The following is a 22,974-nucleotide window of genomic DNA, read 5'->3' as shown; positions in this document are numbered from 1 at the left end:
CGTCTGACTAGGTTGATCAAGAAAGCAGAATTGCACTTCCCGGGCGCCTGCATTGAGGACATTGAATACCATGTTGACAGAAAGCTCGACAAAGCCCTGATCACTCGGTTGTCCACCTGCAACTACACCGGAGACAGGCGCAACATCATCGTGCTCGGGGCTTCTGGTGCGGGCAAGACTTACATGGCCTGTGCGTTTTAACCGTGAAGGTGGCTCACTCTTCAATTGACGTTAGCAATTTAACGGAAGACGGCGTAGGCTGACCAATCATTGTCGTAAAGCGTGGCCAGAGCGGTACTCATCGAGGCGGTGCGACGCACTGAGCACTCATGCGGTGATTGTAAGCGTGGTATTTCTGCGTATCCCCGGAGAGAGGGCCTGCTGATACAAGGCGAAGGAGGAGAGCTAATGAAGACCAAGCACATGCGGGTAGCCATTCTTCATGCTGAGAACCGGACTGTCGGGAGGAAGTCGTCGGTTGAAAGTGAACTGTTTTCGAAGCTGTTTCAGGGGTTTGTCGACAGTGGGGTGGTGGCGCTCCCAGTCGCCTATCATGACGATAATTGCGGTGAGGTCGAGCCACAGCTCATGCAGTTTGATGGCGTCCTCGTTTGGGTCGACCCGCTTGAGGGAGGGCGTGACCGCACCTTGTTAGATGCCATGCTGCGCCGTGTGGCATCTGCCGGCGTCTTTGTCAGTGGGCATCCCGACGTCATTTTAAAGATTGGTACCAAGGAAGTATTGTATAGCACGCGTGAAGTAGGCTGGGGGTGCGACACGCATATTTATCTTGCGCTAGAACAGATGTACCAAGAATTACCCCGGCGACTGGCTTCTGGGGAAGCCCGGGTGCTGAAGCAGTACCGTGGCAACGGCGGCATAGGCGTGTGGAGAGTGCAGTTGCAGGGTGATTCGCTGTTTGGCGATGGGCGGCGTGGCGACTCGTTAGCGCTGAGTTATGATACCCCTGTCTGCGTGCGCCAAGCTATCCGAGGCTCGTATGAAGAAGTGATGTCCCTCGAAGCCCTACTTAACCTATGTCGGCCCTACTTTGTGAACAAGGGCCTTGTGATTGACCAAGCCTATCAGGAGCGCCTAGTTGAGGGTATGATTCGCTGCTACTTGGTTCACAACCAAGTAGTGGGGTTCGGCCACCAAGCAGTCAATGCCCTCTTCCCAGCCCCAGCAGGTGCGCTGCCCTCCACAGCGCCGCAACCCGGGCCGCGCCTGTACCATCCGCCCAGCAAGCCTGAATTTCAGTCGCTGAAGTACAAGCTCGAACGGGAATGGCTCCCTGCTGTGCAAGAACTGCTGCGCATTGACACTAGCCAACTCCCAATCATCTGGGATTGCGATTTTCTTTTGGGCCAGAAGGACATGCTAGGGGCCGATACCTATGTGCTGTGCGAAATCAACGCCAGCTGTGTTTCGCCGTTTCCGGAGGAAGCAATTCCCTTCATAGTTGCGTCTACCGTCGCTCGACTGCAAAGTTAGGCGCACCGTAGCCTGTATTCGGGGCAAGGAACTGGCTACGTTTTTAGGGTGCGGCGCAAACATTCAGCCAAGCCCAAAGGGGTGCTAACACACTCCGATAGAGGCAGCCAATACTGCTCTTGCGACTACCAAGCATATCTCAAATCGCACGGGTTTATTTGCCGCATGTCCTGCAAGGGGGACTGTTGGGATAACGCACCCATGGAGGCCTTTTGGGGGAAGATGAAGACTTTCTACAACCGACAGCGGATCCATCAGTCGAACGGATACCTGACCCCGGAGGCGTATTACCAGTCCGCGAGCAATTGATCCCACATGCTTCTCGCCTACGCCCCTCGATCATGTATCAAACAGCCCACTTGTCAAGGGCCGCCGCCTGCTATTGCGGCAAACGGGCTCAGACGACACGTTCTCCGTGCCTTAGCGTGCTTTCTTGCCGTATAAGACTTGCGCGCGAAATACTGCAAAAAAACAGAGCGAAAACGAGTTCTAAGGTGTCTAGTTTGTGGGGTTCACCGCAACTCTCTTGTAATGAAAGGGTTTTGAAAATCGATTGCTGTCCGATCTATAGGGTACAGTTTAATATGGTGATCAGTTACTTCGAAAAAACTGGAACAACTATTGGTCCCGACGGCCTTTTAGACGAATATGCAGCGCACGATTTTGTGCAGTACTCGGAGGACTTGCTTGGGGTGACCCTCCTAGCCATGTCAGGACGACAGCATAACGATAAAGACTTCTGGCCAGCATTCTTGCATGACCTAAAGGCTGCCTCAAGTTCAGTGACCCTATATAGTCCCTTTACTGGAGTCACCCGGGTGAGCAGGTTGACTGACCTGTTCCAGGCATTCTTGAGCCGTAAAGTGGAGGTTCGGGTTCATTGCCAGCCACCTCTAGAACAGGGCACAAATTTAGCTGAGCAGGCCAAGATTGTCATTGAAAAGCTTAAGCACCTTGGTGTTCAGGTTATCGAGAGAAAGGGAATGCACCAGAAGATTGCCATTATCGATGACCGCATAGTTTGGGAAGGCAGCCTGAATGTACTTAGCCACCGCGACACCGGCGAGCAAATGCGACGTTTCGAAGGCGCCGAGCTGGCAGCAGAAGTAACCCGTAACTTGGAGCCCGCCGCAGAGGAAAACAAGCCTAATCCCAGGTCTACTCCGCCAATTTCACGAAACTCCCTTGCCAGTTTGCAATTAGACGTCGCGCCTGGGCAATGCCCACAGTGTGCCGCGAAAGGATACAATTCTAAACTCGTTAAGCGCAGTAGCAGGTACGGCGAGTTTTGGGGTTGCTCGAGTTGCCCGCGGTGTGAGTACATCAAGAGGTAGGACACATGCGACGACAAATCTTATGGAATCTATTGCGGTTTTTATTTTGTTTGTATATACTGAAATCGTAACCGATACAACTTAATATGCAAGATACATTTATAAGGCTGTAAGATGCAGGTGGTGAATGTATTGAAGCCATCATTTGAAGAATTAAAGAAAGAGATCAGCCGACAAGGGATAAATCTTTCCCACCAGCGTGTGAAGATACTAGAGCATCTTCATCAAAATCAATGCCACCCAACTGCTGACCAGATTTATAGAGAGCTTAAAAAAGTTATACCAACGCTTTCTAGATCTACTGTTTATAGTTCCTTGCGAACTTTAGCCGGAGCAGGATTAGTAAGGGTGCTTTCGATTAATGATAATGAAGTCAGGTACGACATTATAGTTGAAGACCATGGGCACTTTAAATGTGAAGCCTGTGAGACGATATATAACTTCCGCATCAATGTTGACATGCTAGTGAGCGAAGATTTGGCTAGCTTCAAAATCGATGACAAAAATGTATATTTCAAAGGTATCTGTCCGCGATGCCTTTCAAATATAAGTAAAACCAATTAAAGGAGGAAAGTATCTTGCCAAACGACAAGTACACTTCAATCGCGAACCTCGATTTTCAGTACGCGCATAGGTTTATGGACTGGCCAAGAGAAGCGAAGCATCTTCATGGGCATTCCGGCCTTTTGACCATTGAGCTTGAAGACACTGTTGATCCGGTAACAGGGTTCGCCCACTCCTGCAAAGACGCAGTCAAAAAAGCCTGGGAAGTCTGTGACCATTTCCACCACGCCACATTGTTCCAAGAGGGCGACCCTCTCCTTGAAGCGGTGCTCGCTGTGTACAAAAAAGAGGGCATTCATAATGACCCCGAAAACTGTATCCCGTTGAAAAAGATCGATCACCCGCTAGCCTGGTCATATCCAGAATACAGGATAGTAGTAACTAAGAAGGTTTCTACTTGCGAGAACCTTATCGAGCTTTTCTACGAACTTCTGAAAGACAAGATGCCGATCAAGAAAATCACCTTCCGCTCATCTTCAATGAATGCAGCATCCAAAGAGTTTAAGTAAGCCGAAAGAAAAAGCAACACGCTAAGTAAAGCAAAAGGAGTGGACATTTTTAGGTGTCCCTCCTTTTTTGCTAGGGGGACGTGTTGACCCCTGATGACTTTTGCTTCTCTGTCCACCAAGCAAAAAGGGAAGGTGAAAGCAGATGTCTAAGATGCCGGTTCTCTTTGTCGGACATGGGTCCCCGATGAATGCTCTTCTAGACAACCAGCACACTAGAACCTGGAGAATGTTAGCTTAAAGGATTGCCAGACCAGAGGCGATACTTTCTGTTTCAGCGCACTGGTATACAAAAGGGACCAAAATTATGAATCAGGATAACCCCAAGACAATCTACGATATGAACGGTTTTCCGCCGGAGCTGTATCAAGTAACGTATAGCCCTGAGGGTGGCAGCGGTATGGCTAGAGCCGCTAAGGAATTGATTTCGCGCGAAACAGAGTATGACAGCTCATGGGGTATTGACCATGGGACTTGGTCAGTTTTAGTGCGCATGTACCCAGAGAAAGATATGCCTGTTTTTCAAATCAGTATAGATTCGCAGGCGTCTCCACAAGAGCATTATCAAATCGGCAAGGAGTTACGAGCCTTAAGAGAAAGTGGTGTTCTGATATTTGGCACTGGCAATATCGTGCACAATTTACGATTGCTAGATTGGAATAAAGCAGAGCAAGGATTTGATTGGGCATACGAATTTGACGATTATATTTACGATAACATCATGAAGCATAATCGTGCCAATGTTATAAACTTTGATGGGGGTGGCAGTAGCGCCAAGCTGGCAGTGCCAACGCCTGACCATTTCTACCTACTACTGTATGTGCTCGGAGCGGTGGATGATGACAGCAAGGTCAACGTGTACAATAAGGCTTGCGAGCTTGGCTCAGTGACCATGACCACCTATCTATGGGAATAGCGTCCTTATTTAGAGCGGCCTTGCTCATTGTGTGCGTGTAGCAAGAATTAGTTGAGAGGAGGCTGAAGAGCATGGAAAGAAAAATCAGTCAGCAGACTAAAGGATATAGAGCTAAGGATGGAGCCGGAGTGAGTCTAGTTAGAGTATTGGGCAATCAAACGGTACAGGAATACGATCCGATTTTGATGCTTGACTCTTTTGATAGTATTAATCCAGATGACTACACTGCGGGCTTCCCCCTGCATCCACATCGCGGTATCGAAACGATTAGCTACGTATATCGGGGATTTATGACCCATAAGGATAGTCTTGGCAATGAGGATACGATAGGCAATGGCGAAGTTCAGTGGATGACAGCGGGTTCTGGCATTATGCATGAAGAAAGGTTGCCCGCGTCAGAAAGGATGCTGGGTGTGCAACTCTGGCTTAATCTCCCATCCAAGGACAAAATGGTTTCGCCTGCTTATCGGAGCATCAAGAACTCAGAAATTGAGGAAGTGGAGTTTGACTGGGGCAAGCTTCGACTGCTGGCGGGAGCATTTGAGGGCAGGCAAGGGTATCTAAGCAAGTATCTGCCCCTAGACTACTATGATTTGCATGTCCATGCAAAGGCCTCGGTTGTCGTGAACACTGATAGAGAGCGTTCTGTAATGTTGTTTACCCTCTTAGGGGACGCCTACATAGGCGACGAACTGGTAAGAGAAAAGACGGCGGTTAAGCTTGCTCCTGGAGATTTTGTTAAAATTGGCGGAACAGATAAAAGTGCTCAGGTGCTATTTGTAAGTTCGACTATGCTAGCAGAGCCGGTGGTGTGGGGCGGCCCTATCGTTATGAACACGAAGGAGGAATTAGCGAAGGCTTTTGACGATTTGCGACGAGGTGTATTTTTGCAGGATAAGATTTCATATTGATAGTGTGATTTGACGCACGACCTTTTTGCAGTGAAGGCGATATTTGTGTCACATGGAGGTGCTTATTGTGCCACTTAAAATTGTTCATGGGGAAATAGCCAAGATGAGGGTTGACGCAGTCGTCACCTTCATAAGTAAGCCGGGCCTTTTTAGGGAAGGCAAGGTAACCGTAGAACCTAGCAACTCGCAGCTGGCAAAATACTTGGTTCGCGTCTAAATGCCGAACTACAACCCAGAGAACACCAGAGAGAGCGAGAGGCTCCTTAGCATGGCGCATTTAGACGCACTTTTTTATGCTGCCGAGCATGAATGCGCGAGCATTGCCTTTCCGCTGGTTTCTAGCGAGAGCTCTGGCTACCCGCGAGAGGAAGCCTTGCGCGTGGCGAACATAGCCATACGTGACCACCTCCTTTTCAACGACATGAAGGTGTACTTGGTCATTCCTAACAAAGAAGATTTTGCAGTTAGTGAGCGTTTGCAAGGTGAAGTCGGCAGCTACATAGAGAGCTACTATGTCAGGGAGGGCAAAGCTCGGCCACGAGAGCATCTCCATTATCCCATGATGGTCCTCACGCAGGCGGAGTCGATGCCGTCTAGCTTTAACGATGTGATTGACAGGCTCGATGAGCCTTTTTCGGTTACTTTGCTACGGTTAATTGATGATAGGGATATGACCGATGTAGATGTGATAATTGAGGACTTCATCACGCGCAGCCGCTACGATATCTTTGTCATTAACCAGATTTTATTTCAATACGACCAGCCGCTGCTAGGTGGGTAAGCCCAATAGATGCCCTTCTTTGTCGCTTAGCAAGCGACCTTGTTCCCTGCGGGAGGTGCTACCCTTAAGTCACAAGAAACTTAAGGGAGGGTCCTGTAATGAAAAGTGGACTGACCGAACTCGTATTCATACTAGATAAGAGTGGCTCCATGAGTGGCCTAGAGGCGGACACTATTGGCGGCTTCAACTCCATGCTGGAAAAGCAGAAGGCAGTTCTAGGTGAGTGCTGCATTACGACGGTGCTGTTTGCGCATGACTACGAGCTGCTGCATGACCGTATCGATATTAGAGGGGTTCGTTCTATTAGCGAGAGGGAGTATCAGGTTGGGGGAAACACCGCGCTCCTAGACGCCATAGGCAAGGCGATCCACAAGGTAAGCAAAGTGCAAAAGAATACTGCCGAGGAGTTTCGTGCCGAGAAAGTGTTGTTCGTCATTATCACAGACGGCGAGGAGAACGCCAGCCGCGAGTATTCGGCCGAGATGATAAAGGAAAGAGTCGAGCACAAGAAGAAAAAATACGGGTGGGAGTTTATTTTTCTCGGTGCAAATATCGATGCTGTGGCGGCCGCCCACCGGTTTGGCATTGCGGTAGACCGCGCACAGGATTTCCACCCAGACAGAGAGGGCCTGTCCTTGAGTTTTATGGCGATGAGCGACGCGGTGTCTATGTTCCGCGAAGAGTCTGCCGTACCGCTAGATTGGAACGCCGCCTTGCAACAAGACTTTAAGCGGCGCGGAAGACGTAAATAAGCACCGGTAGACCGAGGCAAACAGTATCTGCCACTTGCGAACTGCAAAAGGAGCGTGTCAATCTGTGAACATCTTTCTGCTTGGTTTAATCAGTTTCTTTACCGATATATCTTCCGAAATGGTTTATCCCCTCATTCCCCTCTTCCTGACTAGTAGCCTTGGGGCTAGCCCGGTGGTGATTGGGCTAATTGAAGGGACGGTAGAGAGCCTTGCTTCACTGCTTAGGGTTGTCTCTGGCCGCTACTCTGATCAGCTAGGCAAACGCAAACCTTTGGCCGTCAGTGGGTACCTGTTTTCCTTTGCAGGTAAGTCACTACTGGCTTTAGCGGGAAGCTGGCCGGGGGTATTTTTGGCACGAGCCCTAGACCGCATGGGCAAAGGTGTGCGCAGTGCACCGCGCGATGCCTTAATTGCGGAATCTGCCATGCCAGGCAAACTTGGAGCCGCCTTCGGTTTTCATCGGTTGATGGATACACTTGGCGCGGCGGTTGGCGTTGTATTGGCCTACTTCCTTTTAAGAACTGCGCCTCAGGAGTACTCGCGCGTTTTTCTCTGGTCTTTGCTCCCAGCTGGCTTGGCAGTACTGTGCTTCGTGCCAGTGAAAGAGGCGCTAGCTGCGAAGAGCAGTTCGTCCAAACAGGCCCTGCCCCCCCTAGCGCAACTTCCGCAGCCTGTTAAAATGTTTTACCTGGTATCACTATTGTTTGCCCTCGGCAATTCTTCGAATCACTTTATCCTGCTGCGAGCCTACAACACCGGCTTTGTACCGGCGAGTGTGGTGTTACTGTACCTCGTGTACAACCTTAGTTATGCTGCCGTGTCTTATGGGGCTGGTAAACTATCTGATAGAGTAGGCCGGAAGCCCTTGCTGCTTGGCGCTTACCTGCTGTATGCGGTTGTCTACGCCGGCTTTGCGCTTGTGTCTTCTCCGAGTGCCTTGTGGCTCTTGTTTGCTATCTACGGACTGTATGCGGGCATCGCAGAGGGCGTGGAAAAGGCCCTGTTGATGGATATCGGAGGAAAATTTGGCAAGGCCACCATTCTTGGCTGGCACGGAACCATAGTTGGCATGACACTGCTTCCAGCCAGTCTTTTGGCCGGTTTACTTTGGAAGTACGTTGGTCCTTCCGCTCCCTTTGCTTTTGGGGCTGTGATGGCACTTGTTGCGAGCGCGTTACTGTACCGTCTAATTGAACTACAAGGAACTTAAGCGTCAAGAGCCCTCGTCTTGCCAGAAGGCCAGTCGAGGGCTTGCGTCTTGACTCTTTGTGAAAGCACCTGGCCAAGAGACAGCCTGCTAGGTGCCGCAGAAGGTACGATAGGGCAGGCCCGACGGCTGGCTATAGGCCTTTTGCTCGGGGGAATGTGCATACGGGTTGGCGAGTGCTTTTAACAGAAGCTTTACTGTGGCCAAGTTTCCTTGTTCCGCTGCTTGCAGGGCTTCCTCGACGCGGTGGTTGCGGGGTACTAGGGCGGGGTTGGCACTGCGCATCAGCTCATGTGCTGATATCCCGCCTTCGTCTTGTTGTTCTCTCCTCTCTTGCCAGCGTTGTAGCCACTCCTTAAACTCGGCACTGCTAAAGATGGGAATGCCGCCATAGTCACCGAAAGTTAGCCCAAGGAAAAAATTCGTGTAGTCAGCTTGGTAGCGCTGCATGAGGTGAAGCAGGTCAGTAAAGAGAGGCATATCTAGAGCGTGTTCGCCGCGTAGGCCAAGCTTACGGCGCATGCCACTAGCCCAGGCCCTGTCATACAAGGCGGCAAAACGAGCTAACTCATCTTGCGCCAAGACAACGGCTTGTTTCTGATCGGCATGAATTAGGGGCAGGAGGGCTTCGGCTAGGCGTGCTAAATTCCAGGCGGCAATCTTCGGCTGCTGGCCATAGGCGTAACGGCCCTGTGTATCGATAGAACTAAAAACAGTAGCTGGGTCGTAGGTGTCCATAAAGGCGCAGGGGCCATAGTCTATCGTCTCACCGCAGAGCGACATATTATCGGTATTCATCACGCCATGCACAAAACCCACGAGCTGCCACTTAGCCACGAGTGTGGCCTGGCGTTGTACTACCTCACGAAAGAGGAGCAGGTAGCGTTCCTCCTCTGCGACTAACTGTGGAAAATGGCGGGCGATGATATAGTCGGCTAGCGTGCGCAAGTCGGCCTTTGTTCCCCATTCTGCAGCGTACTGCACTGTGCCCACGCGCAGGTGGCTTTGTGCTACGCGCGTAAGGATTGCCCCGGGGCCCGCTGTGTCACGCCAAACTACCTCGCCCGTGCGTACAACTGCTAGGCTGCGCGTGCTGGGGATGCCAAGCGCATGCATGGCCTCGCTAATCACATATTCGCGCAGCATGGGCCCAAGCTGCGCTCTCCCGTCCCCCCGGCGTGAATACTTTGTCGGACCAGAGCCCTTAAGTTGTATGTCAAAGCGCGCACCAGTTGGGGTGATGTGCTCGCCAAGGAGTATGGCGCGACCATCGCCTAGCATGGTGAAGTGCCCATATTGGTGCCCTGCGTAAGCCTGTGCCAGTGGCAGTGCGCCCAGGGGTGTTTTACTGCCGGAGAGTCCCAAGACACTATCATGACTATGTAGAGCTTCCGTGCTAAGTCCAAGCTCGGTGGCCAGGGCCTCGTTTAGGAGCACTAAGTCGGGGGCGCGTACAGGGGTGGGGGATCTTAGCTCGTAAAACAAGGCTGGGAGACGACTGTAAGAGTGGTCAAAATTCCAATTTGTGGCGTTCATGATATCCTCCTTGCGTCCATAGCTTACTCATTCCTCTCCACCTTAACTTCTATGCGTACTCGCAGGCGACCTTTTTGGGTTTGGCCGGTAAACTCTCGTACATAGACGCGGCCTAGCCCCCTTGCAGAAATAAGGTCTCCTGGCTTTACCTCCTTGCTGCCACTCCGGCAAGGGATATGATTGAGCTTCACCAGCCCGCCTTCTACTAGGCTAGCAGCCTCACTGCGCGAAATATTGTACACGGCAGCTGCAAGGGCATCGAGGCGGGGCGAGGCGGCAACAACTGTAGAGGTTTGGAAATGCGGCTGATATAAGCTGAGGGAGGCTAGGTCTGCCAGAGCCACAGTCACCGGCACTGGCCCGACTTGATTTAAGTTCATGCGAATAGGCTCTGCCACAGCACTGTCCACCACCAGGAACGCGCCTGTGTCTTCGGCGACTACATCACCTAGTTTCTCACGCCGTATTCCTAGATTGAGCAGGGCGCCAAGAAAGTCTCGATGGTAAACTTTAAAAAAGGCAAAATTGCCGCTGACCCGTAGCAGTGCGAGCTTGTAGTCTGCAGCTTGGGGCGGGCATTCGGGCCGCGCAAAACAGCACCGCAGGCGTTCTGCGTGCGCGTAACCACCTGCAAAATAGGCGCTGGCCTCACAGCCCGCCCGCGATGCCAGTTGTGAAATGAGCTGGACTTGTGCCGGGTCGCAGAAGTCGCCGGCTACCACTTGCCATGTTTTTTCGGCTAACATTAGTTTGTCTAAAGCCTTGGCCGCCAAGAGGCGGTCGGCGTCGCTGGTATACGCTTGCAGCAGCTCTTCTTTAGTACGCGACTTAGTTCCCCCCTAGTAGTGACTACGTCATAAGTATTCTGCAGCAGTTCAGGTCATCCTGCTAAAGCTAGTAAGTCGCAGACCGGTTGTCTGTAAGGCGAAATTGTTTATGAGAGGAGAATCGCGATGTCACAGGTTGAAGAGAAGCTGGCAAAGTCACTAACTGCCGAGTCTACAGAGCTCATTCCGTACCTCCCATACCTGCTACAGGATTTGTGGGAGCTTGGTTCGTCACCAAAAGACATTATTGAGATTATAGAGAGGCATGTGCAGGTATCCAGGCAAACAAAGGTGCTTGATTTGGCATGCGGTAAAGGCGCCGTCAGCGTCAGACTAGCCGAGGCGTTCGGCTGCAGGGTCAAGGGCATTGACATCATGCCTGAGTTTATCGCCTTTGCCAACAAGAAAGCCAATGAGTACGGCCTAGAAAGTCTGTGTGAATTTCAGGTGGGAGATATAAACGAGTTCGTAATGGCCGAAAGGGACTATGATTTGGTTGTGTTTGGCGCCGCAGGAGATGTGCTTGGAGGTTGCGAGGAGGCCATTCGCAAGCTAAAGAGCACCGTCAAAGGCGGCGGCTACATAGTCCTCGATGATGCCTACGCCAAGGAAGAGGTTTTAGGGAAGTACCTAGCAAGAAACCAGTGGCTGATGTTTCTACAAAATGCAGGAGTTTCGCTGCTCGATGAGAAATTTACTGAAGATGAAGAAATGAAGCGCCTAAATGAATGGCAGCAGGCCTGTATAGTTGCCAGGGCGACTGAACTGCAAGAGCTGTATCCAGAAAAAGCAGCCCTTTTCGCAAGCTACATAAGAAGCCAGCAGGACGAATGTGATGAGCTTGAGAATGAAATAGCGGGAGTGCTCATGATCATAAGAACGTGACATATTTCTTAAAATTGAAAAATGGTCAGAATCTATGAAGCATAGGGATGATCACTTGCTCCAGAGGGCATAAGGTAAGGTGGGCAATCACTTACGAGTTTTTGCCCCACTTACAGGCAGGGGAGGGCTGCGTATGGAAGTCTATGTTGGGAGACAGCCCATTTTCGACAAGAGAATGAAGACCTACGGTTATGAGCTACTCTATCGTCGTAGCCAGAACAATGTTTTCGAGGGCCTAAGCGATAGCCAAGCGACGGCAGAGCTTATTAATCATGCGTACTTCGTCATGCACTTAGACGAGCTGACGAGCGGCACGCGTGCCTTTATTAATTTCTCGAGTGAATTGCTAGAGCGCGAGGTGCCCTTACTTTTGCCCAAGAAAAATCTCGTGGTCGAGGTGCTAGAGCGCGTTCTGCCAACAGAGGCCGTAGTTGCTGCCTGCCGCAAGCTGGTTAGTCAGGGCTATGTACTAGCGCTCGATGACTATGTGCACAGGGAAGAAATGCTGCCACTGCTCGAGCTCTCCTCTATCGTCAAGTTAGAGCTAAGCTCCTTGCGTGACTATGGGCAGCGGCAGTTCTTCTCGCAATACAAGGGGCGAAAATGCTTTGTGGCCGAAAAGCTAGACACGCAGGCAGAGTTTGATGTCGCGCTGAAGATGGGCTTTGATCTATTTCAAGGATACTTCTTTAGCAAGCCTGCCATTGTCGCCGGCCGTGAAATAACCAGCCTTAACACCACCCTAGTCCAGATTATCTCCGCCTTAGAAAACGAAGAGCCAGACTACCAAGATATTACGGCGATTATTGAGCGCGATGTCGGTCTCATGTACAAGCTCCTCAAGCTCGCCAATTCAGCTGCCTATGGTACGGTGCAGCGCATTCTGTCTATTGAGCAGGCCTTAGTGCGCATCGGGCTACTTGAGTTTCGCAAATGGGTCTACCTTATGATCTTAATGGAGACGCAAGGGGGCAAGAATCAGGAGTTAGTAAAGACCAGCTTGGTCCGCGCTAAATTAATGGAGGAGCTCACACGGCAGCAGGGTGGGGCTCGGGGGGCTTCTCTCACTTTCTTACTGGCCTGTTCTCCTCGCTTGACACCCTACTTAATCGTCCTATGGCCGATATAGTTAAGGACTTGCCCTTACCGGCAGATGTTTCGGCGGCGCTTCTTGGCGAGCATAATGGCCTGCGTACTGTGCTCGACAGTGTCATTGCCTACGAGCGCGCTGAGTGGGAGGCAGAAACCCTAAATGTGCTCGGCCAAAGAGTACCCACCAAAAAGTTCATGGCGGCCTACTTTGACGCCTTGTTTTGGGTAAACGAGCTCTTTTGAGGTCATGCCGTGGGATGCCGGTAGGCGGCAGAAAGAAGGGGGGAAGCCAATGAGCGATACTACTACTGTCAGTTTCCCGCTGCGGGGTGAGTGGGTGGCACCGAACACGCCTGGCAGCAAGGTGCCTAGTCATGGCACAGACCAACTTGGCCAGAGGTATGCCTTTGACTTTATCCAAGTTGACTGGAGCAAAGGCAAAGACCATTTCGGTCGCGGGCACGCCTGGCAGTACCTCACCATCGGTTTGGCGACATCGGCAGCCTACTGCTGGAAGGCACCAGTCTTTGCCTGCTTGCCCGGTGTGGTAGTAGAGGCGCGTGACGGCATTACGGAGCCAGGCTGGCTTAACCCCTGGCTTAGTATGCTCGGCATGGTAAGAAATTCGCTTAAGTTTGCCAAGCGCCTAGCTCGGCCCGACCCCGAAAATGTGGACTTGCATGACTTCGTGGGCAACTATGTCATCGTTAAGCATGAGTCATGCTATTCTTTCTATGCGCACCTGCACCCCGGCAGTGTTAGCGTCAAGGAGGGGGACAGGGTAGAAGTTGGCCACCAGCTAGGATTAGTCGGGCACACCGGAAACTCGTCGCAGCCCCATCTGCATTTTCAGCTCATGGACAATGCCAACCTTATGCTGGCGCAAGGCCTAGCCTGCGCCTTCGCCAACTACGAGTTATATACTGAGGGGGTTTGGCAGCGAGTAGACAATGGCGTGCCCGCGAGTAGCGACCGTATCAGATTTCTTGGGTAAGCCAAGAGGCCAGCGCAAAGTGACGCTGGCCTCTTCGATTATGCTATTACTGTCAGGATGAAACGATGACCGATACGCCATCGGGCACAACCACGACGCTAGCCTGGTCACCCTTCATTGCATAAGCCATGTCCAAAGCCGCTGGCAGTGAGTAGGCATGTAGCATGTGCATATTGGTGATTAACTGGGGGTCACAATGCGAGCTGACCAAGATGACCTTGTGCTTCATTAAAATGCGGGCTAAGATCTGCGATTCCCACTGGTCGGGCACGGTTTCTTCCATGGGAACGCGCATGATTTCTTCGAAAATCGCTTCAGCAGAAGGGCAGTTAAGAAAGGTCTCGTAGAAGTCTTTGCCACCGTGGCCATCATTACAGGCTGCGGCTATTATAATGACGCCGCCTTCTTTGCAGGTGGCCTCCGCGGCGGTCATGCCCTTAACAGCCTGGTAGACATTTTGGTCTAAGGGATAGCCGCCGTTAGAAGTGATTGCAATATCAGCCTTGATTGCTTTGACGGCCGCTAGCTTGGCCACAAACTCACAGCCAGTTAGATGTGCTTCCTCCATGTGGCCGGCAAAGGCCTTGATCACTCTCTTTTCGGCATCGATAACCACATTCATGATGAAGGCCAAATTCACGGCCTTGGCCGCGTACAGCATATCTATGTGCAGGGGGTTGTTTGTCAGAATACCCGCACGCGCATACTCGCTAGCGATAAATTTAGCGCAGTGGTTCGCCAAAACAGTGGTAGCCGAGGCCACGCCGGGCATGACGCTTTTTCTGCCACCAGAGAAGCCGGCAAAAAAGTGCGGCTCGATAAAACCCTCAGAAACCAAGAGGTCAGCTTCGACCGCCAGTTTGTTAAGCGCCAGTCGGCCGCCGGAGGGTAGTACGCCTACGTCAATGAGGCTAGCCTCGTCGCGGCAGTCATGATTGACGAAGTTCTCTTCCGCCACTAGTTTTTCGCCAAACTTACTTAGCATCTCCTCCCTGGTAGTCAGCCTGTGGAAGCCAGTAGCAATAAGAATGGTGATGTCGGCCGCGGGGTTGCCGCGGCGAATTTCGGCTAGGAGGAGTGGCAGGGTGATTTTGCTGGGTACAGGCCGAGTATGATCGCTGGTGATAACTACCACTTTGTTCTTGCCCATCGCTAATTCGCTGAGGCGCGGTGAAGCAATGGGCTGCGCTAGCGCTTGGCTTATGATCGCCTCTTGGGTGCCGCTAGCGTGATAGTGATCGGCCTGCGACATTAGTACGCCGACAAGGTTGCGGTCATCTACAGATAGCTCGACAAATTCGCGGGCATAGGGGATTTTGACTATGGCCACTATGATCTCTCCTTCCCTAGTGCGCGGGGGTGTTGTCCTCAAGGTCGAAAATTTTGCCTGGGTTCATGATATTTAAAGGGTCCCAGGCCCGTTTTATGCCCTTCATTAGCTCTAATTCGACTGGGCTCATGTTTTCGACCATGTATTTCTTGCGCTTAAGACCAATGCCATGCTCGCCGCTGATCTTACCTCCGAGTTTTGTGGTCACCTCGTAGAGCTCACGCAGGGCAGGGGGAAGCATCTCGTGCCAGTGCTCCATACTGTGCGCAGGGTTTTTGACTAGGGTGGCGTGGAGATTGCCGTCTCCGGCGTGACCATAGCAAGGTATCTTAATGTCGTACTTGGCCGATAAGCGGTCGAGCTCAGGAATAATCTCGGGGATGGCGGCTATGGGCACGACGATGTCCTCTAGGCTTTGTACGGGAGACACAACTTTAAAGGCCTCCGCAATATTTCGTCTAACGCTCCAAATTCGCTCCTGTGTGGTGTAGTTGTCGGCCACATAGACCTCTATGGCTCCGTTTTCCATGCACAAGTCGCCGATTTCTTCTGTAGCGATATCGACCTGCTCCTGATTGGTGCCATCTATTTCTAAGAGGAGCATGGCGCCTGCCTGCTGGTAGGGTAGACTCTCATTGAGGTATTCACAGGCGGTCTGCACAGAGAGTTTGTCCATAAACTCCATGCTGGTGGGTATATTCCCCTTCGCCATAATCACGGGGACGGTGTCAATGGCATCTTTGGGGGTTTTGTAGAGGACTAGTAAATTAGATTTGGCGGTGGGTAGGCCGGTTAACTTGATGGTGGCCTTAGTAACAATGCCGAGCGTGCCCTCGGAGCCAACTATGAGCTGCTTAAGGTCGTACCCGGTGACGTCTTTCGTTAGCTTGCCTCCTAGTTCGACTATGTCGCCGGTGGGGGTTACGAGTTCTAGACCCATAACGTACCTGCCGGTCACTCCATACTTGACGGCCCTGCCTCCGCCCGCGTTTTCAGCGATATTGCCCCCTAAGAAACAAGTCTCGACGCTCATTGGGTAGCCCGCATAGAACAGGCCCTTGTCTTTAATAAGGGAATTGATGTCATTAGTTACCACCCCAGCTTCGGCGGTGAGCATCATGTTGGGGTAGTCGATCTCCACGATCTTGTTCATCTTCTCTACGGATAGCAGTATGCCGCCAAACACTGGGATAGCGCCGCCCGATAGCCCGCTACCGGCTCCCCGGGGAGTAACCGGAAGGCGCTCGCGATTAGCGAGCTTGACGATGGCGGCAATTTCTGCGCTGGTGGAAGGCATCACTACTACTTCAGGCATGTGCCCGTAGGCCTCTTTGTTTGTTTCATCGTGCGAGTAGGCTTCCATTCTTTCGGTGTCCGAAAAAACATTTCTTGCCCCTACTATTTGTTGAAGTTGCTCGACAATTTCTTTGGTTACAGCATTGTACGGCACTTACTTGCCCTCCTTTTGGTAAGCTGCCAACTTAGCGTTGAGGAGTGGAACAACCTCAAAGAGATTGCCTACGATGCCAAAGTCGGCGACTTGAAATATGTTGGCATCTGGGTCTTGGTTAATGGCCACAATGACCTCGGCTGTTTTAATGCCGGCGAGATGCTGTATCGACCCTGAAACCCCGGCACAAATATAGAGCTTCGGTGAAATTGTTTTACCGCTTAGCCCAATCTGCTGTGGGTAGGTTAGCCATCCGCGGTCTACGGCGTCCCTGGTGCCGCCTACTGATGCACCTAGGCGTCCTGCCAATTCACGCAGCATACCAAAATTGTCTGCCCGCTTCATGCCCTTGCCGCCAGCAACGACGACATCAGCTTCTTCGATGCTACCATGGCCGAGAGCATCGACACGAATGCCGACTTCGCGCACTCTGCTGTCGTAGTCTTCGTTTTCCATGGTTAGGCGGACGATTTTGCCTTGCCGAGTTGCGTCTAGGGGGAGCGGCCGGCTTGATTTTGGCCTTACAGTGGCCATTTGCGGATTGTGGTCGGGGGTCTTGATCGTGGCCATGATATTGCCGCCAATAGCCGGGCGCGTTTGCAGGAGAAGATTAGTTTTCTCTTCAATTTCGAGCTCGGTGCAGTCGGCGGTTAGGCCGGTGTTGACTTTAATCGCCACATGGGGCATTAAGGTGCGGCCACTTGAAGTAGCTGCCGCCAAAATGGTGTGCGGCTTGTACTGCATGACCAACCTAGAGAGAACATTGCTATGGGTCTCTACAATAAAGGAGTTGAGCCTCTCGTCGTCAACGACATACACTTCATCCGCTCCACGGTGAATTAGCTCCGTCAGCGTTTCATCGCTTAGCCCGCTGCCAAAGACTACCGAACACAGCTTGGTCGATAGTTTGTCGGCAAGCTTGCGACCGCGCGAAAGTAGCTCAAAGGAGACATCGCGCAGCTTAGCCTTGTTTTGTTCGGCTATAGTCCATACATAACTCACTATATATACCCCCTATATCAGTTCCTTGTCGGCCAAAAAGACCAACAGCGAATCGACAGCATTGTTTAAACCCTCTTCGCCCGCGGCCTTTACCAGCTTGCCACCGCGGGTGACCTTGGGGTAGCCGATTTTGACCACTTTTGTGGGCGAACCTTTTAGCCCAATATTTGCTTCTTTAACAGCCAAGTCGGCTGCGGTCAGAGTTTGTACTGTGGTAGCGCGCGCTTTTTTCTTGCCGCGCAGGGTGGGCAGCCTAGGATTGCTTACTTCTTTAACCACAGTGAGCAGGGCGGGCAAGGGTAGTTGCAATACCTGGTAGCCTTCTTCCACCAGTCTCTCGACGGTAATGCTTTCTTGGTCGACGGAGGCCACTTTGCTCACATAAGTGGCTAGCGGCAGGTTTAGCCAGGCGGCAATCCCAGGCCCTACTTGGCCGGTATCGCCATCGGTGGCCCGCTCCCCAGTGAGAATTAAGTCATAGCCACCAAACTTCTTAATGGCTTCTGACAAGGTGTAAGAGGTGGCCCAGGTGTCTGCGCCGGCAAACTTCTTGTCGGAAATGAGCACAGCGTCATCGCAACCCATCGCGATGGCTTCTTTTAGGGCCTTTACTGCATTCTGTGGGCCCATGGTGCAAACGGTAACATGGCCTCCGAACTGCTCCTTTAGCTGTATGCCTGTTTCGATTGCGTAGAGGTCGAGAGGGTTTATAACGCTAACCACACCCTCCCTGATCATCGTGCCGGTTTCCTTGTCCATCTTGACATCGCTGGTCTCTGGTACCTGCTTGATGGTGACAATGATTTTCACTCAGTCTGCCTCCTAACATGGATTTTGCGCTATAGATGTACTAGGGTCTCCCTACTTGTGAGTTAAGGGCCCCTTGAGAAGCTCGTTTTCGACGAACTCTAGGTGGTCAACCATGGTCTGTCGAGCGAGCGTGGCGTTCTTGGCCTTGATGGCGGTAAATACGCGCAGGTGCTGCGCATACAGCTCCTCTCTGTTGCCAACTTTGCGAAAGAGCTGCATGCGGCTAGCGCGCATATTCTGCACAATAAGATCTGATAAAAGGGCCATGGTCTTGGCCAGGGCTTTATTCCCGGTGGCCTCTACCACAGTGCGGTGGAAGCGGGCGTCATTCTCTTCGCCGAGCGCACCGCTATCCATATCGCACTTCATCATCTGGAGGGCCTCTGCCATTTGTTCGATGTCTGCGCCGCTAGCCCTCTCCGCGGCGAGGTCAGCAGCCGCAGCTTCGAGAATCTTGCGCATCTCCAAGAGGTCTAAGTTCGCGTCCCTCTCCATGGTGAGAAACACAGCCAAATGCTCCGTCAGCATCTGTGGAGTCACTTGGGAGATAAAAGTTCCCTCGCCTTGTCTGCTCTCTAACACGCCGAGAAAGTCAAGCGCGCTCAAGGCTTCGCGCACTGCTGCACGACTCACCCCTAGTTTTTCTGACAACTCTCGCTCGGAAAGCAATTTGTCGCCCGGCCGCAAGTTGCCCTTCTGCATTAACTCTTGAATTTGCTCTACCACTTGCTCATACACGCGCTTGGTCTTAATGGGCTTAAACACTGCTTTCCTCCCCTGAGCGCCAGCTTGACGCTCTACGTGATATTCTTACTAAAAGACCCCTGTGGCGAATACATAGATGAGTAGCATGCCAACTATCCCCGCCCCTACGGTGTAAATCATGGCGGGTATCAAGTTGCGGCGAATGATGAGGCCTTCTTGGCCCAGGTTGCCTACCACAGCACAGGCAGCGACAACATTATGCACACAAATCATGTTGCCGATGGCCCCGCCCACGACCTGTAGCGCCATAACGATGGTGCGCGAAATGCCCAAGGTTTCGGCGATGGAGTGTTGGAACCCGCCGAAGAGAATGTTCGAGACGGTGTTGCTGCCCACAATAAAGGCCCCTAAAACACCTACAAAGGGCGAAATCAAGGGCCAGGCTGAGCCAACCACTTGCGCCGTAAAGGTCGACATAGTGATTAGCATGCTGTCGTAGCCAGCTAGGTTAATATTCGATTGTACTAGTATGCGCACCATGGCTATGGCAAAGACCAAGGCAATGCTGGCTGGTATAAGCTGCTTAATTGTGGTGCGCCAGGCTTGCGAGACCGCATTACCCTTCATACCATGCAGGAAGATGGTCAGAACGGCAACCAAAACAAAGGGCAGAATACCAGGGCTCCACAGGGGCTGCAAGCTGTAGTTAACCCCTGTTTGCCCCAGTATGGCGGTCCAGCGGATAGTCCATTCGCGTAGTGGTGCGGCAAGGCCTAAGGCAGGTAACCTTGTCGCCACCAGAATTGCGCCAATCAAGATGTAGGGCACCCATGCCAGTAAAAGAGGCATGGACTTCTCGGCATGAGCCGCCTTGCTCTCGATCTGTGCTTCGCCCCATTCTTTGTCCCACTCTTTAGCCGGGGCGAAATCCCAGCTCGACTTGGGGGTTAAGAATTTATGCTTGGCGGCTAAAGTGACTAAGACAAGGCCAATCAAGGCTCCGACGAGGGAAGGCAGTTCAGGGCCAAAGAAGTTAGCCATAATGAGGTAGGGTACAGTGAAGGCTAGCCCGGCGAATATCGCGAATGGCGCAGCGGCAAAGCCCTCTTTGTACGACTTATTCTTGCCAAAGAAACGGGTCATGAGTGCGATCGTAAACAAAGGTAAGAATGTCCCAAACACAGCATGAATGAGAGAGGTCCACACGCCAACTTGCGCTAAGTACCCTGTCATTTGCGCATCAGGGATGAGGCCTGCTACTGCCGACCTGACTCCTAGTAGTACCGGTGTGCCCACGGCTCCAAAGGAAACCGGAGTGCTATTAAATATTAACGCTATAGAAGCTGCCGCAAGTGGGGGGAAGCCCAAGCCGACCAAAAGTGGTGCGGCCAAGGCTGCTGGTGTGCCAAAGCCGGCTGCACCCTCGACGAAGGCGCCAAACATCCAGCCGATGATGATGGCCTGCACCCGGCGGTCTTCGGATATGCCATGAAACCCCTTGCTGATCGCCAACATGGCGCCGCTGTTCTTCAGTGTATTAAGTAAAAGAATAGCTCCAAAGACAATAATCAAGAGATTGAAGGCACTTAGTGCCCCTTCGATTGTCGCGGCTGCTACGCGCACGGGCTCCATGCGCCACACCAGTAGCCCTAACCCCACAGCGCCTAGCCACACTACCGGCATGGCCTTCTTCGCTGGCCAGTTGAAACTTGCCATGAGCACCACGGTTGCGAGTACTGGCAGGAAAGCCAGTAAGGCGAGAAATCCAAGCATTTCAATTTTCCCTCCTCATTTGTTTCTTGACCAAGTTGCGACTTAAACGTACTTGCAGGTGACACGACGTCGATAAGCAAGCATCTTAAACAGCCGTGCAACACCCCCCCAGCTTGTTACCGGCGACCTAGTTATCTGATGGTCTGACCAGTTGGCTTACATTTCGACATATATGCAACTGTTCCTGCCTGAATTATATATCGATTCAAAATAATTAATTTGCGGCAATGGGAATTGTAGACTGAGTTGCTTGCGACTACATCCTATACTTTTGCTTCATGGTTGTCCTCCTGCGCGATTGCCCAAGGCTGAAGTTCTCGACAACGGGTCCGGTGGCTTCGGCTCGGGGCAAGTGAAACAAATGCCCTTCTATTGCATAACATTCCATAGATACAGGCAAACGCAAAAGGAGGTAGGTTTATGGTTGGACCGGTAGCTGTCAAAGAAAGAATTGCGGGCTTAGACATTATTCGGGGTTTTGCGCTACTTGGGGTTTTGCTCGTGAACATGGTCATGGTTAACCAGTCGCTGCTCTTTCGTGAAACGAAGCTGCCTCGCCTGCTTAACGAGTTGCCCCTAGTCCTGATAAACGCCATTGTCATGATCCCGCGCATACTAGGTCTCTTCCTCATCGGTCTATACGTCGGCAAGCTCGGTACTGTCGGTGGCCCATGTTGGCCTGCAGTTAGGTTGGGCGGAGGCCTTTCTAACCCCTGTGCTGAGCGGAACGGCCGCCGTCTTTTTGCGTGAAGTGAGCACGCTGTTTATCTCGCTGTTCTACGTAACAGGTATTATACTGCTGTGGCATAGAGGAGCACTGTCCTGGCTGTTCTATGGCCATGGCTTGGGGCTAATGGGCATGAGCATCGTCTACATGCCCTTAATGACCATCGGCATATACACCTCCCAGATTATTTATAGTATCTGGTGGTTGGCGCGTTACAGCCAAGGCCCCGCCGAGTGGGTGTGGCGACGTCTGACTTATGGGCCGCAAGGGATACGTAGCGAGCAGACATCTGCGGGCGTTTAAGGAGCCACCCATGACGAGGACCATGCTGCAAATCTAAAATATAACGAAGCGCTTTGGCAGCATAAAGGCCGTGGACGGGCTTCCCTTAACTGTTAATTCCGGCGAAATCTTTGGGTTTCTCGGGCCCAACGGTGCCGGCAAAACGACGACCATTAATGGGAAGCTGTATGGTTCAACCTCCGAGTTTGGCGGCACTTTACTTCCGAGTTTCGCGACAAGAACGGGCGCCCAAGGCGGCTTGGCTAAGAAAAGTAAGACAATGTTAAGAACTATCGTCGCTCCAGCTTAAGATATAGCGGATATAATAAGTGCGGCATGAACATTAAGTTGCCGCGCACAATTGCCATTTCCACTCGGAGAAAGAAAGGAGCAGTGGTAGCCATTTCGCGCATACTGGTGTGCGATGACGACCGGGAGATAGTTGACGCCATACGGATCTACTTGCGTCACGAAAACTACGATGTGGTTTGCGCCTACAACGGTCAGGACGCTTTGTGTATCCTCGAACAAGAGAACATTCAGCTCGTAATTCTTGATGTCATGATGCCCTACCTAGATGGTATCAGAGCCATAGTGAAACTACGCGAGAAGCACAACCTGCCGGTAATCTTTCTCTCCGCTAAATCGGAGGACAGCGACAAAGTTTTGGGACTGAACTTTGGGGCAGATGATTACGTCACTAAACCATTTAACCCGCTCGAGCTTTTAGCTCGCGTCCGCGCGCAACTGAGACGGTTTACTTCGCTCGGGAGTGAAGTGTGCGGGCGCAGCGTTTGGCAGACCGGCGGGTTAACGGTAGATGACGAGCGCAAAGAAGTTATGGTAGACGGTGAGGTTATCAAGCTCACTCCGGTGGAGTACAAAATACTCAAGTATCTTTGCGAGAATGCGGGCCGCGTCTTTACAATCGAACAAATATACGAAGCGGCGTGGAATGAGGTGCCGCTAAATGTCGCCAATACTGTGGCGGTGCACATTCGCCGCATCCGCGAGAAGATAGAGATTAACCCGAAAGAGCCAAAATTCCTGAAGGTGGTGTGGGGCATTGGATACAAAGTTGAAAAATATTAGAGTT

Annotated in this window: 26 protein-coding genes and 2 pseudogenes; 20 read left to right on the top strand and 8 right to left on the bottom strand. The window is 51.9% G+C overall.

Features of this window, described 5'->3' with window-relative positions; genetic code table 11:
* From KGZ92_04285 to KGZ92_04230, 12 genes and pseudogenes are all read left to right on the top strand, one after another.
* A partial coding sequence (locus KGZ92_04285; GenBank protein ID MBS3888505.1) for an ATP-binding protein occupies positions 1–201 on the top strand: 201 nt, incomplete at its 5' end.
* Between the two features lie 207 nt (positions 202–408).
* The gene (locus tag KGZ92_04280; protein MBS3888504.1) at positions 409–1,494 is read left to right on the top strand and encodes a Cj0069 family protein; all 1,086 of its coding nucleotides are present in this window, start codon (positions 409–411) and stop codon (positions 1,492–1,494) included.
* Between the two features lie 81 nt (positions 1,495–1,575).
* A complete protein-coding gene (locus tag KGZ92_04275) occupies positions 1,576–1,803 on the top strand; it encodes a DDE-type integrase/transposase/recombinase (protein ID MBS3888503.1) in 228 nt (75 codons plus the stop codon).
* Positions 1,804–2,078: 275 nt separating this feature from the next.
* Complete coding sequence (locus KGZ92_04270) at positions 2,079–2,828, top strand: topoisomerase DNA-binding C4 zinc finger domain-containing protein (protein MBS3888502.1); 750 nt, start codon at positions 2,079–2,081, stop codon at positions 2,826–2,828.
* A gap of 132 nt (positions 2,829–2,960) precedes the next feature.
* Positions 2,961–3,392: a transcriptional repressor gene (locus tag KGZ92_04265; protein ID MBS3888501.1), complete on the top strand. Its 432-nt coding sequence runs from the start codon at positions 2,961–2,963 to the stop codon at positions 3,390–3,392.
* 74 nt (positions 3,393–3,466) lie between these two features.
* Positions 3,467–3,901 carry a 6-carboxytetrahydropterin synthase gene (locus KGZ92_04260; protein MBS3888500.1) on the top strand — a complete coding sequence of 145 codons (435 nt, stop codon included), beginning with the start codon at positions 3,467–3,469 and terminating at the stop codon, positions 3,899–3,901.
* A gap of 142 nt (positions 3,902–4,043) precedes the next feature.
* A pseudogene (gene ygiD, locus KGZ92_04255) lies at positions 4,044–4,814 on the top strand (4,5-DOPA dioxygenase extradiol).
* A gap of 71 nt (positions 4,815–4,885) precedes the next feature.
* The gene (locus tag KGZ92_04250; GenBank protein ID MBS3888499.1) at positions 4,886–5,725 is read left to right on the top strand and encodes a pirin family protein; all 840 of its coding nucleotides are present in this window, start codon (positions 4,886–4,888) and stop codon (positions 5,723–5,725) included.
* Between the two features lie 67 nt (positions 5,726–5,792).
* Positions 5,793–5,942, top strand: coding sequence for a hypothetical protein (locus KGZ92_04245; GenBank protein ID MBS3888498.1), 150 nt, complete (start codon positions 5,793–5,795; stop codon positions 5,940–5,942).
* Entirely contained in the window at positions 5,943–6,506 is a 564-nt protein-coding gene (locus KGZ92_04240) for a macro domain-containing protein (GenBank protein ID MBS3888497.1), read from the top strand.
* A 98-nt stretch (positions 6,507–6,604) separates the two neighbouring features.
* Positions 6,605–7,258: a VWA domain-containing protein gene (locus KGZ92_04235; protein MBS3888496.1), complete on the top strand. Its 654-nt coding sequence runs from the start codon at positions 6,605–6,607 to the stop codon at positions 7,256–7,258.
* A 118-nt stretch (positions 7,259–7,376) separates the two neighbouring features.
* The gene (locus tag KGZ92_04230) at positions 7,377–8,468 is read left to right on the top strand and encodes an MFS transporter (GenBank protein ID MBS3888495.1); all 1,092 of its coding nucleotides are present in this window, start codon (positions 7,377–7,379) and stop codon (positions 8,466–8,468) included.
* 87 nt (positions 8,469–8,555) lie between these two features.
* Here the strand turns inward: KGZ92_04230 and KGZ92_04225 are convergent, their stop codons facing one another.
* Positions 8,556–10,001 (bottom strand): YdiU family protein, encoded by a 1,446-nt coding sequence (locus KGZ92_04225; GenBank protein MBS3888494.1) that lies wholly within the window; start codon positions 9,999–10,001, stop codon positions 8,556–8,558.
* 23 nt (positions 10,002–10,024) lie between these two features.
* Positions 10,025–10,747: a photosystem II S4 domain protein gene (locus tag KGZ92_04220; GenBank protein ID MBS3888493.1), complete on the bottom strand. Its 723-nt coding sequence runs from the start codon at positions 10,745–10,747 to the stop codon at positions 10,025–10,027.
* Between the two features lie 207 nt (positions 10,748–10,954).
* On the opposite strand from KGZ92_04220, the gene KGZ92_04215 reads away from it, so the two are divergent.
* The 4 genes from KGZ92_04215 to KGZ92_04200 all read left to right on the top strand — a co-directional run bounded on the left by KGZ92_04215 (position 10,955) and on the right by KGZ92_04200 (position 13,799).
* The gene (locus KGZ92_04215) at positions 10,955–11,713 is read left to right on the top strand and encodes a methyltransferase domain-containing protein (protein ID MBS3888492.1); all 759 of its coding nucleotides are present in this window, start codon (positions 10,955–10,957) and stop codon (positions 11,711–11,713) included.
* Positions 11,714–11,846: 133 nt separating this feature from the next.
* On the top strand, positions 11,847–12,842 hold the full coding sequence (locus KGZ92_04210) for an HDOD domain-containing protein (GenBank protein MBS3888491.1): 996 nt from the start codon (positions 11,847–11,849) through the stop codon (positions 12,840–12,842).
* 8 nt (positions 12,843–12,850) lie between these two features.
* Positions 12,851–13,048 (top strand): hypothetical protein, encoded by a 198-nt coding sequence (locus tag KGZ92_04205; protein MBS3888490.1) that lies wholly within the window; start codon positions 12,851–12,853, stop codon positions 13,046–13,048.
* Positions 13,049–13,097: 49 nt separating this feature from the next.
* Complete coding sequence (locus tag KGZ92_04200; protein ID MBS3888489.1) at positions 13,098–13,799, top strand: M23 family metallopeptidase; 702 nt, start codon at positions 13,098–13,100, stop codon at positions 13,797–13,799.
* 52 nt (positions 13,800–13,851) lie between these two features.
* On the opposite strand, the gene larA is transcribed toward KGZ92_04200, so the two are convergent.
* The 6 genes from larA to KGZ92_04170 are packed head-to-tail and all read right to left on the bottom strand — an operon-like array spanning position 13,852 to position 20,869.
* On the bottom strand, positions 13,852–15,129 hold the full coding sequence (gene larA, locus KGZ92_04195; protein ID MBS3888488.1) for a nickel-dependent lactate racemase: 1,278 nt from the start codon (positions 15,127–15,129) through the stop codon (positions 13,852–13,854).
* A gap of 16 nt (positions 15,130–15,145) precedes the next feature.
* The gene (locus tag KGZ92_04190; GenBank protein ID MBS3888487.1) at positions 15,146–16,579 is read right to left on the bottom strand and encodes an FAD-binding protein; all 1,434 of its coding nucleotides are present in this window, start codon (positions 16,577–16,579) and stop codon (positions 15,146–15,148) included.
* Positions 16,580–17,581 carry an electron transfer flavoprotein subunit alpha/FixB family protein gene (locus KGZ92_04185; protein MBS3888486.1) on the bottom strand — a complete coding sequence of 334 codons (1,002 nt, stop codon included), beginning with the start codon at positions 17,579–17,581 and terminating at the stop codon, positions 16,580–16,582.
* Positions 17,582–17,593: 12 nt separating this feature from the next.
* Entirely contained in the window at positions 17,594–18,391 is a 798-nt protein-coding gene (locus KGZ92_04180; GenBank protein ID MBS3888485.1) for an electron transfer flavoprotein subunit beta/FixA family protein, read from the bottom strand.
* 51 nt (positions 18,392–18,442) lie between these two features.
* The gene (locus KGZ92_04175; protein MBS3888484.1) at positions 18,443–19,156 is read right to left on the bottom strand and encodes a FadR family transcriptional regulator; all 714 of its coding nucleotides are present in this window, start codon (positions 19,154–19,156) and stop codon (positions 18,443–18,445) included.
* A gap of 48 nt (positions 19,157–19,204) precedes the next feature.
* Positions 19,205–20,869 (bottom strand): L-lactate permease, encoded by a 1,665-nt coding sequence (locus KGZ92_04170; GenBank protein ID MBS3888483.1) that lies wholly within the window; start codon positions 20,867–20,869, stop codon positions 19,205–19,207.
* A 420-nt stretch (positions 20,870–21,289) separates the two neighbouring features.
* On the opposite strand from KGZ92_04170, the gene KGZ92_04165 reads away from it, so the two are divergent.
* The 4 genes and pseudogenes from KGZ92_04165 to KGZ92_04150 all read left to right on the top strand — a co-directional run bounded on the left by KGZ92_04165 (position 21,290) and on the right by KGZ92_04150 (position 22,970).
* Positions 21,290–21,619: a hypothetical protein gene (locus KGZ92_04165; GenBank protein ID MBS3888482.1), complete on the top strand. Its 330-nt coding sequence runs from the start codon at positions 21,290–21,292 to the stop codon at positions 21,617–21,619.
* Positions 21,585–21,899, top strand: coding sequence for a DUF418 domain-containing protein (locus KGZ92_04160; protein MBS3888481.1), 315 nt, complete (start codon positions 21,585–21,587; stop codon positions 21,897–21,899). Before KGZ92_04165 ends, KGZ92_04160 begins: the two co-directional genes overlap by 35 nt.
* 40 nt (positions 21,900–21,939) lie before the next feature.
* Positions 21,940–22,056, top strand: a pseudogene (locus KGZ92_04155) (ATP-binding cassette domain-containing protein).
* Positions 22,057–22,214: 158 nt separating this feature from the next.
* Positions 22,215–22,970: a response regulator transcription factor gene (locus KGZ92_04150; GenBank protein ID MBS3888480.1), complete on the top strand. Its 756-nt coding sequence runs from the start codon at positions 22,215–22,217 to the stop codon at positions 22,968–22,970.
* Positions 22,971–22,974 lie beyond the last annotated feature (4 nt).

This window comes from Bacillota bacterium (genome assembly GCA_018333655.1).
Lineage (GTDB): Bacteria > Bacillota > UBA994 > UBA994 > UBA994 > BS524.
Note: the sequence above shows the minus strand (reverse complement) of the source record. Positions and strands in the feature narration are given on the sequence as shown.

What these genes read in the sequence shown, in the direction of transcription:
- KGZ92_04235 (MBS3888496.1), top strand. Translation starts at nt 6,605, where the DNA reads ATGAAAAGTGGACTGACCGAACTCGTATTCATACTAGATAAGAGTGGC.
- KGZ92_04210 (MBS3888491.1), top strand. Translation starts at nt 11,847, where the DNA reads ATGGAAGTCTATGTTGGGAGACAGCCCATTTTCGACAAGAGAATGAAG.
- KGZ92_04260 (MBS3888500.1), top strand. Translation starts at nt 3,467, where the DNA reads ATGGACTGGCCAAGAGAAGCGAAGCATCTTCATGGGCATTCCGGCCTT.
- KGZ92_04280 (MBS3888504.1), top strand. Translation starts at nt 409, where the DNA reads ATGAAGACCAAGCACATGCGGGTAGCCATTCTTCATGCTGAGAACCGG.
- KGZ92_04220 (MBS3888493.1), bottom strand. Translation starts at nt 10,747, where the DNA reads ATGTTAGCCGAAAAAACATGGCAAGTGGTAGCCGGCGACTTCTGCGAC.
- KGZ92_04230 (MBS3888495.1), top strand. Translation starts at nt 7,377, where the DNA reads ATGGTTTATCCCCTCATTCCCCTCTTCCTGACTAGTAGCCTTGGGGCT.
- KGZ92_04215 (MBS3888492.1), top strand. Translation starts at nt 10,955, where the DNA reads ATGTCACAGGTTGAAGAGAAGCTGGCAAAGTCACTAACTGCCGAGTCT.
- KGZ92_04270 (MBS3888502.1), top strand. Translation starts at nt 2,079, where the DNA reads ATGGTGATCAGTTACTTCGAAAAAACTGGAACAACTATTGGTCCCGAC.
- KGZ92_04240 (MBS3888497.1), top strand. Translation starts at nt 5,943, where the DNA reads ATGCCGAACTACAACCCAGAGAACACCAGAGAGAGCGAGAGGCTCCTT.
- KGZ92_04200 (MBS3888489.1), top strand. Translation starts at nt 13,098, where the DNA reads ATGAGCGATACTACTACTGTCAGTTTCCCGCTGCGGGGTGAGTGGGTG.
- KGZ92_04165 (MBS3888482.1), top strand. Translation starts at nt 21,290, where the DNA reads ATGGTTGGACCGGTAGCTGTCAAAGAAAGAATTGCGGGCTTAGACATT.
- KGZ92_04170 (MBS3888483.1), bottom strand. Translation starts at nt 20,869, where the DNA reads ATGCTTGGATTTCTCGCCTTACTGGCTTTCCTGCCAGTACTCGCAACC.
- KGZ92_04150 (MBS3888480.1), top strand. Translation starts at nt 22,215, where the DNA reads ATGAACATTAAGTTGCCGCGCACAATTGCCATTTCCACTCGGAGAAAG.
- KGZ92_04225 (MBS3888494.1), bottom strand. Translation starts at nt 10,001, where the DNA reads ATGAACGCCACAAATTGGAATTTTGACCACTCTTACAGTCGTCTCCCA.
- KGZ92_04250 (MBS3888499.1), top strand. Translation starts at nt 4,886, where the DNA reads ATGGAAAGAAAAATCAGTCAGCAGACTAAAGGATATAGAGCTAAGGAT.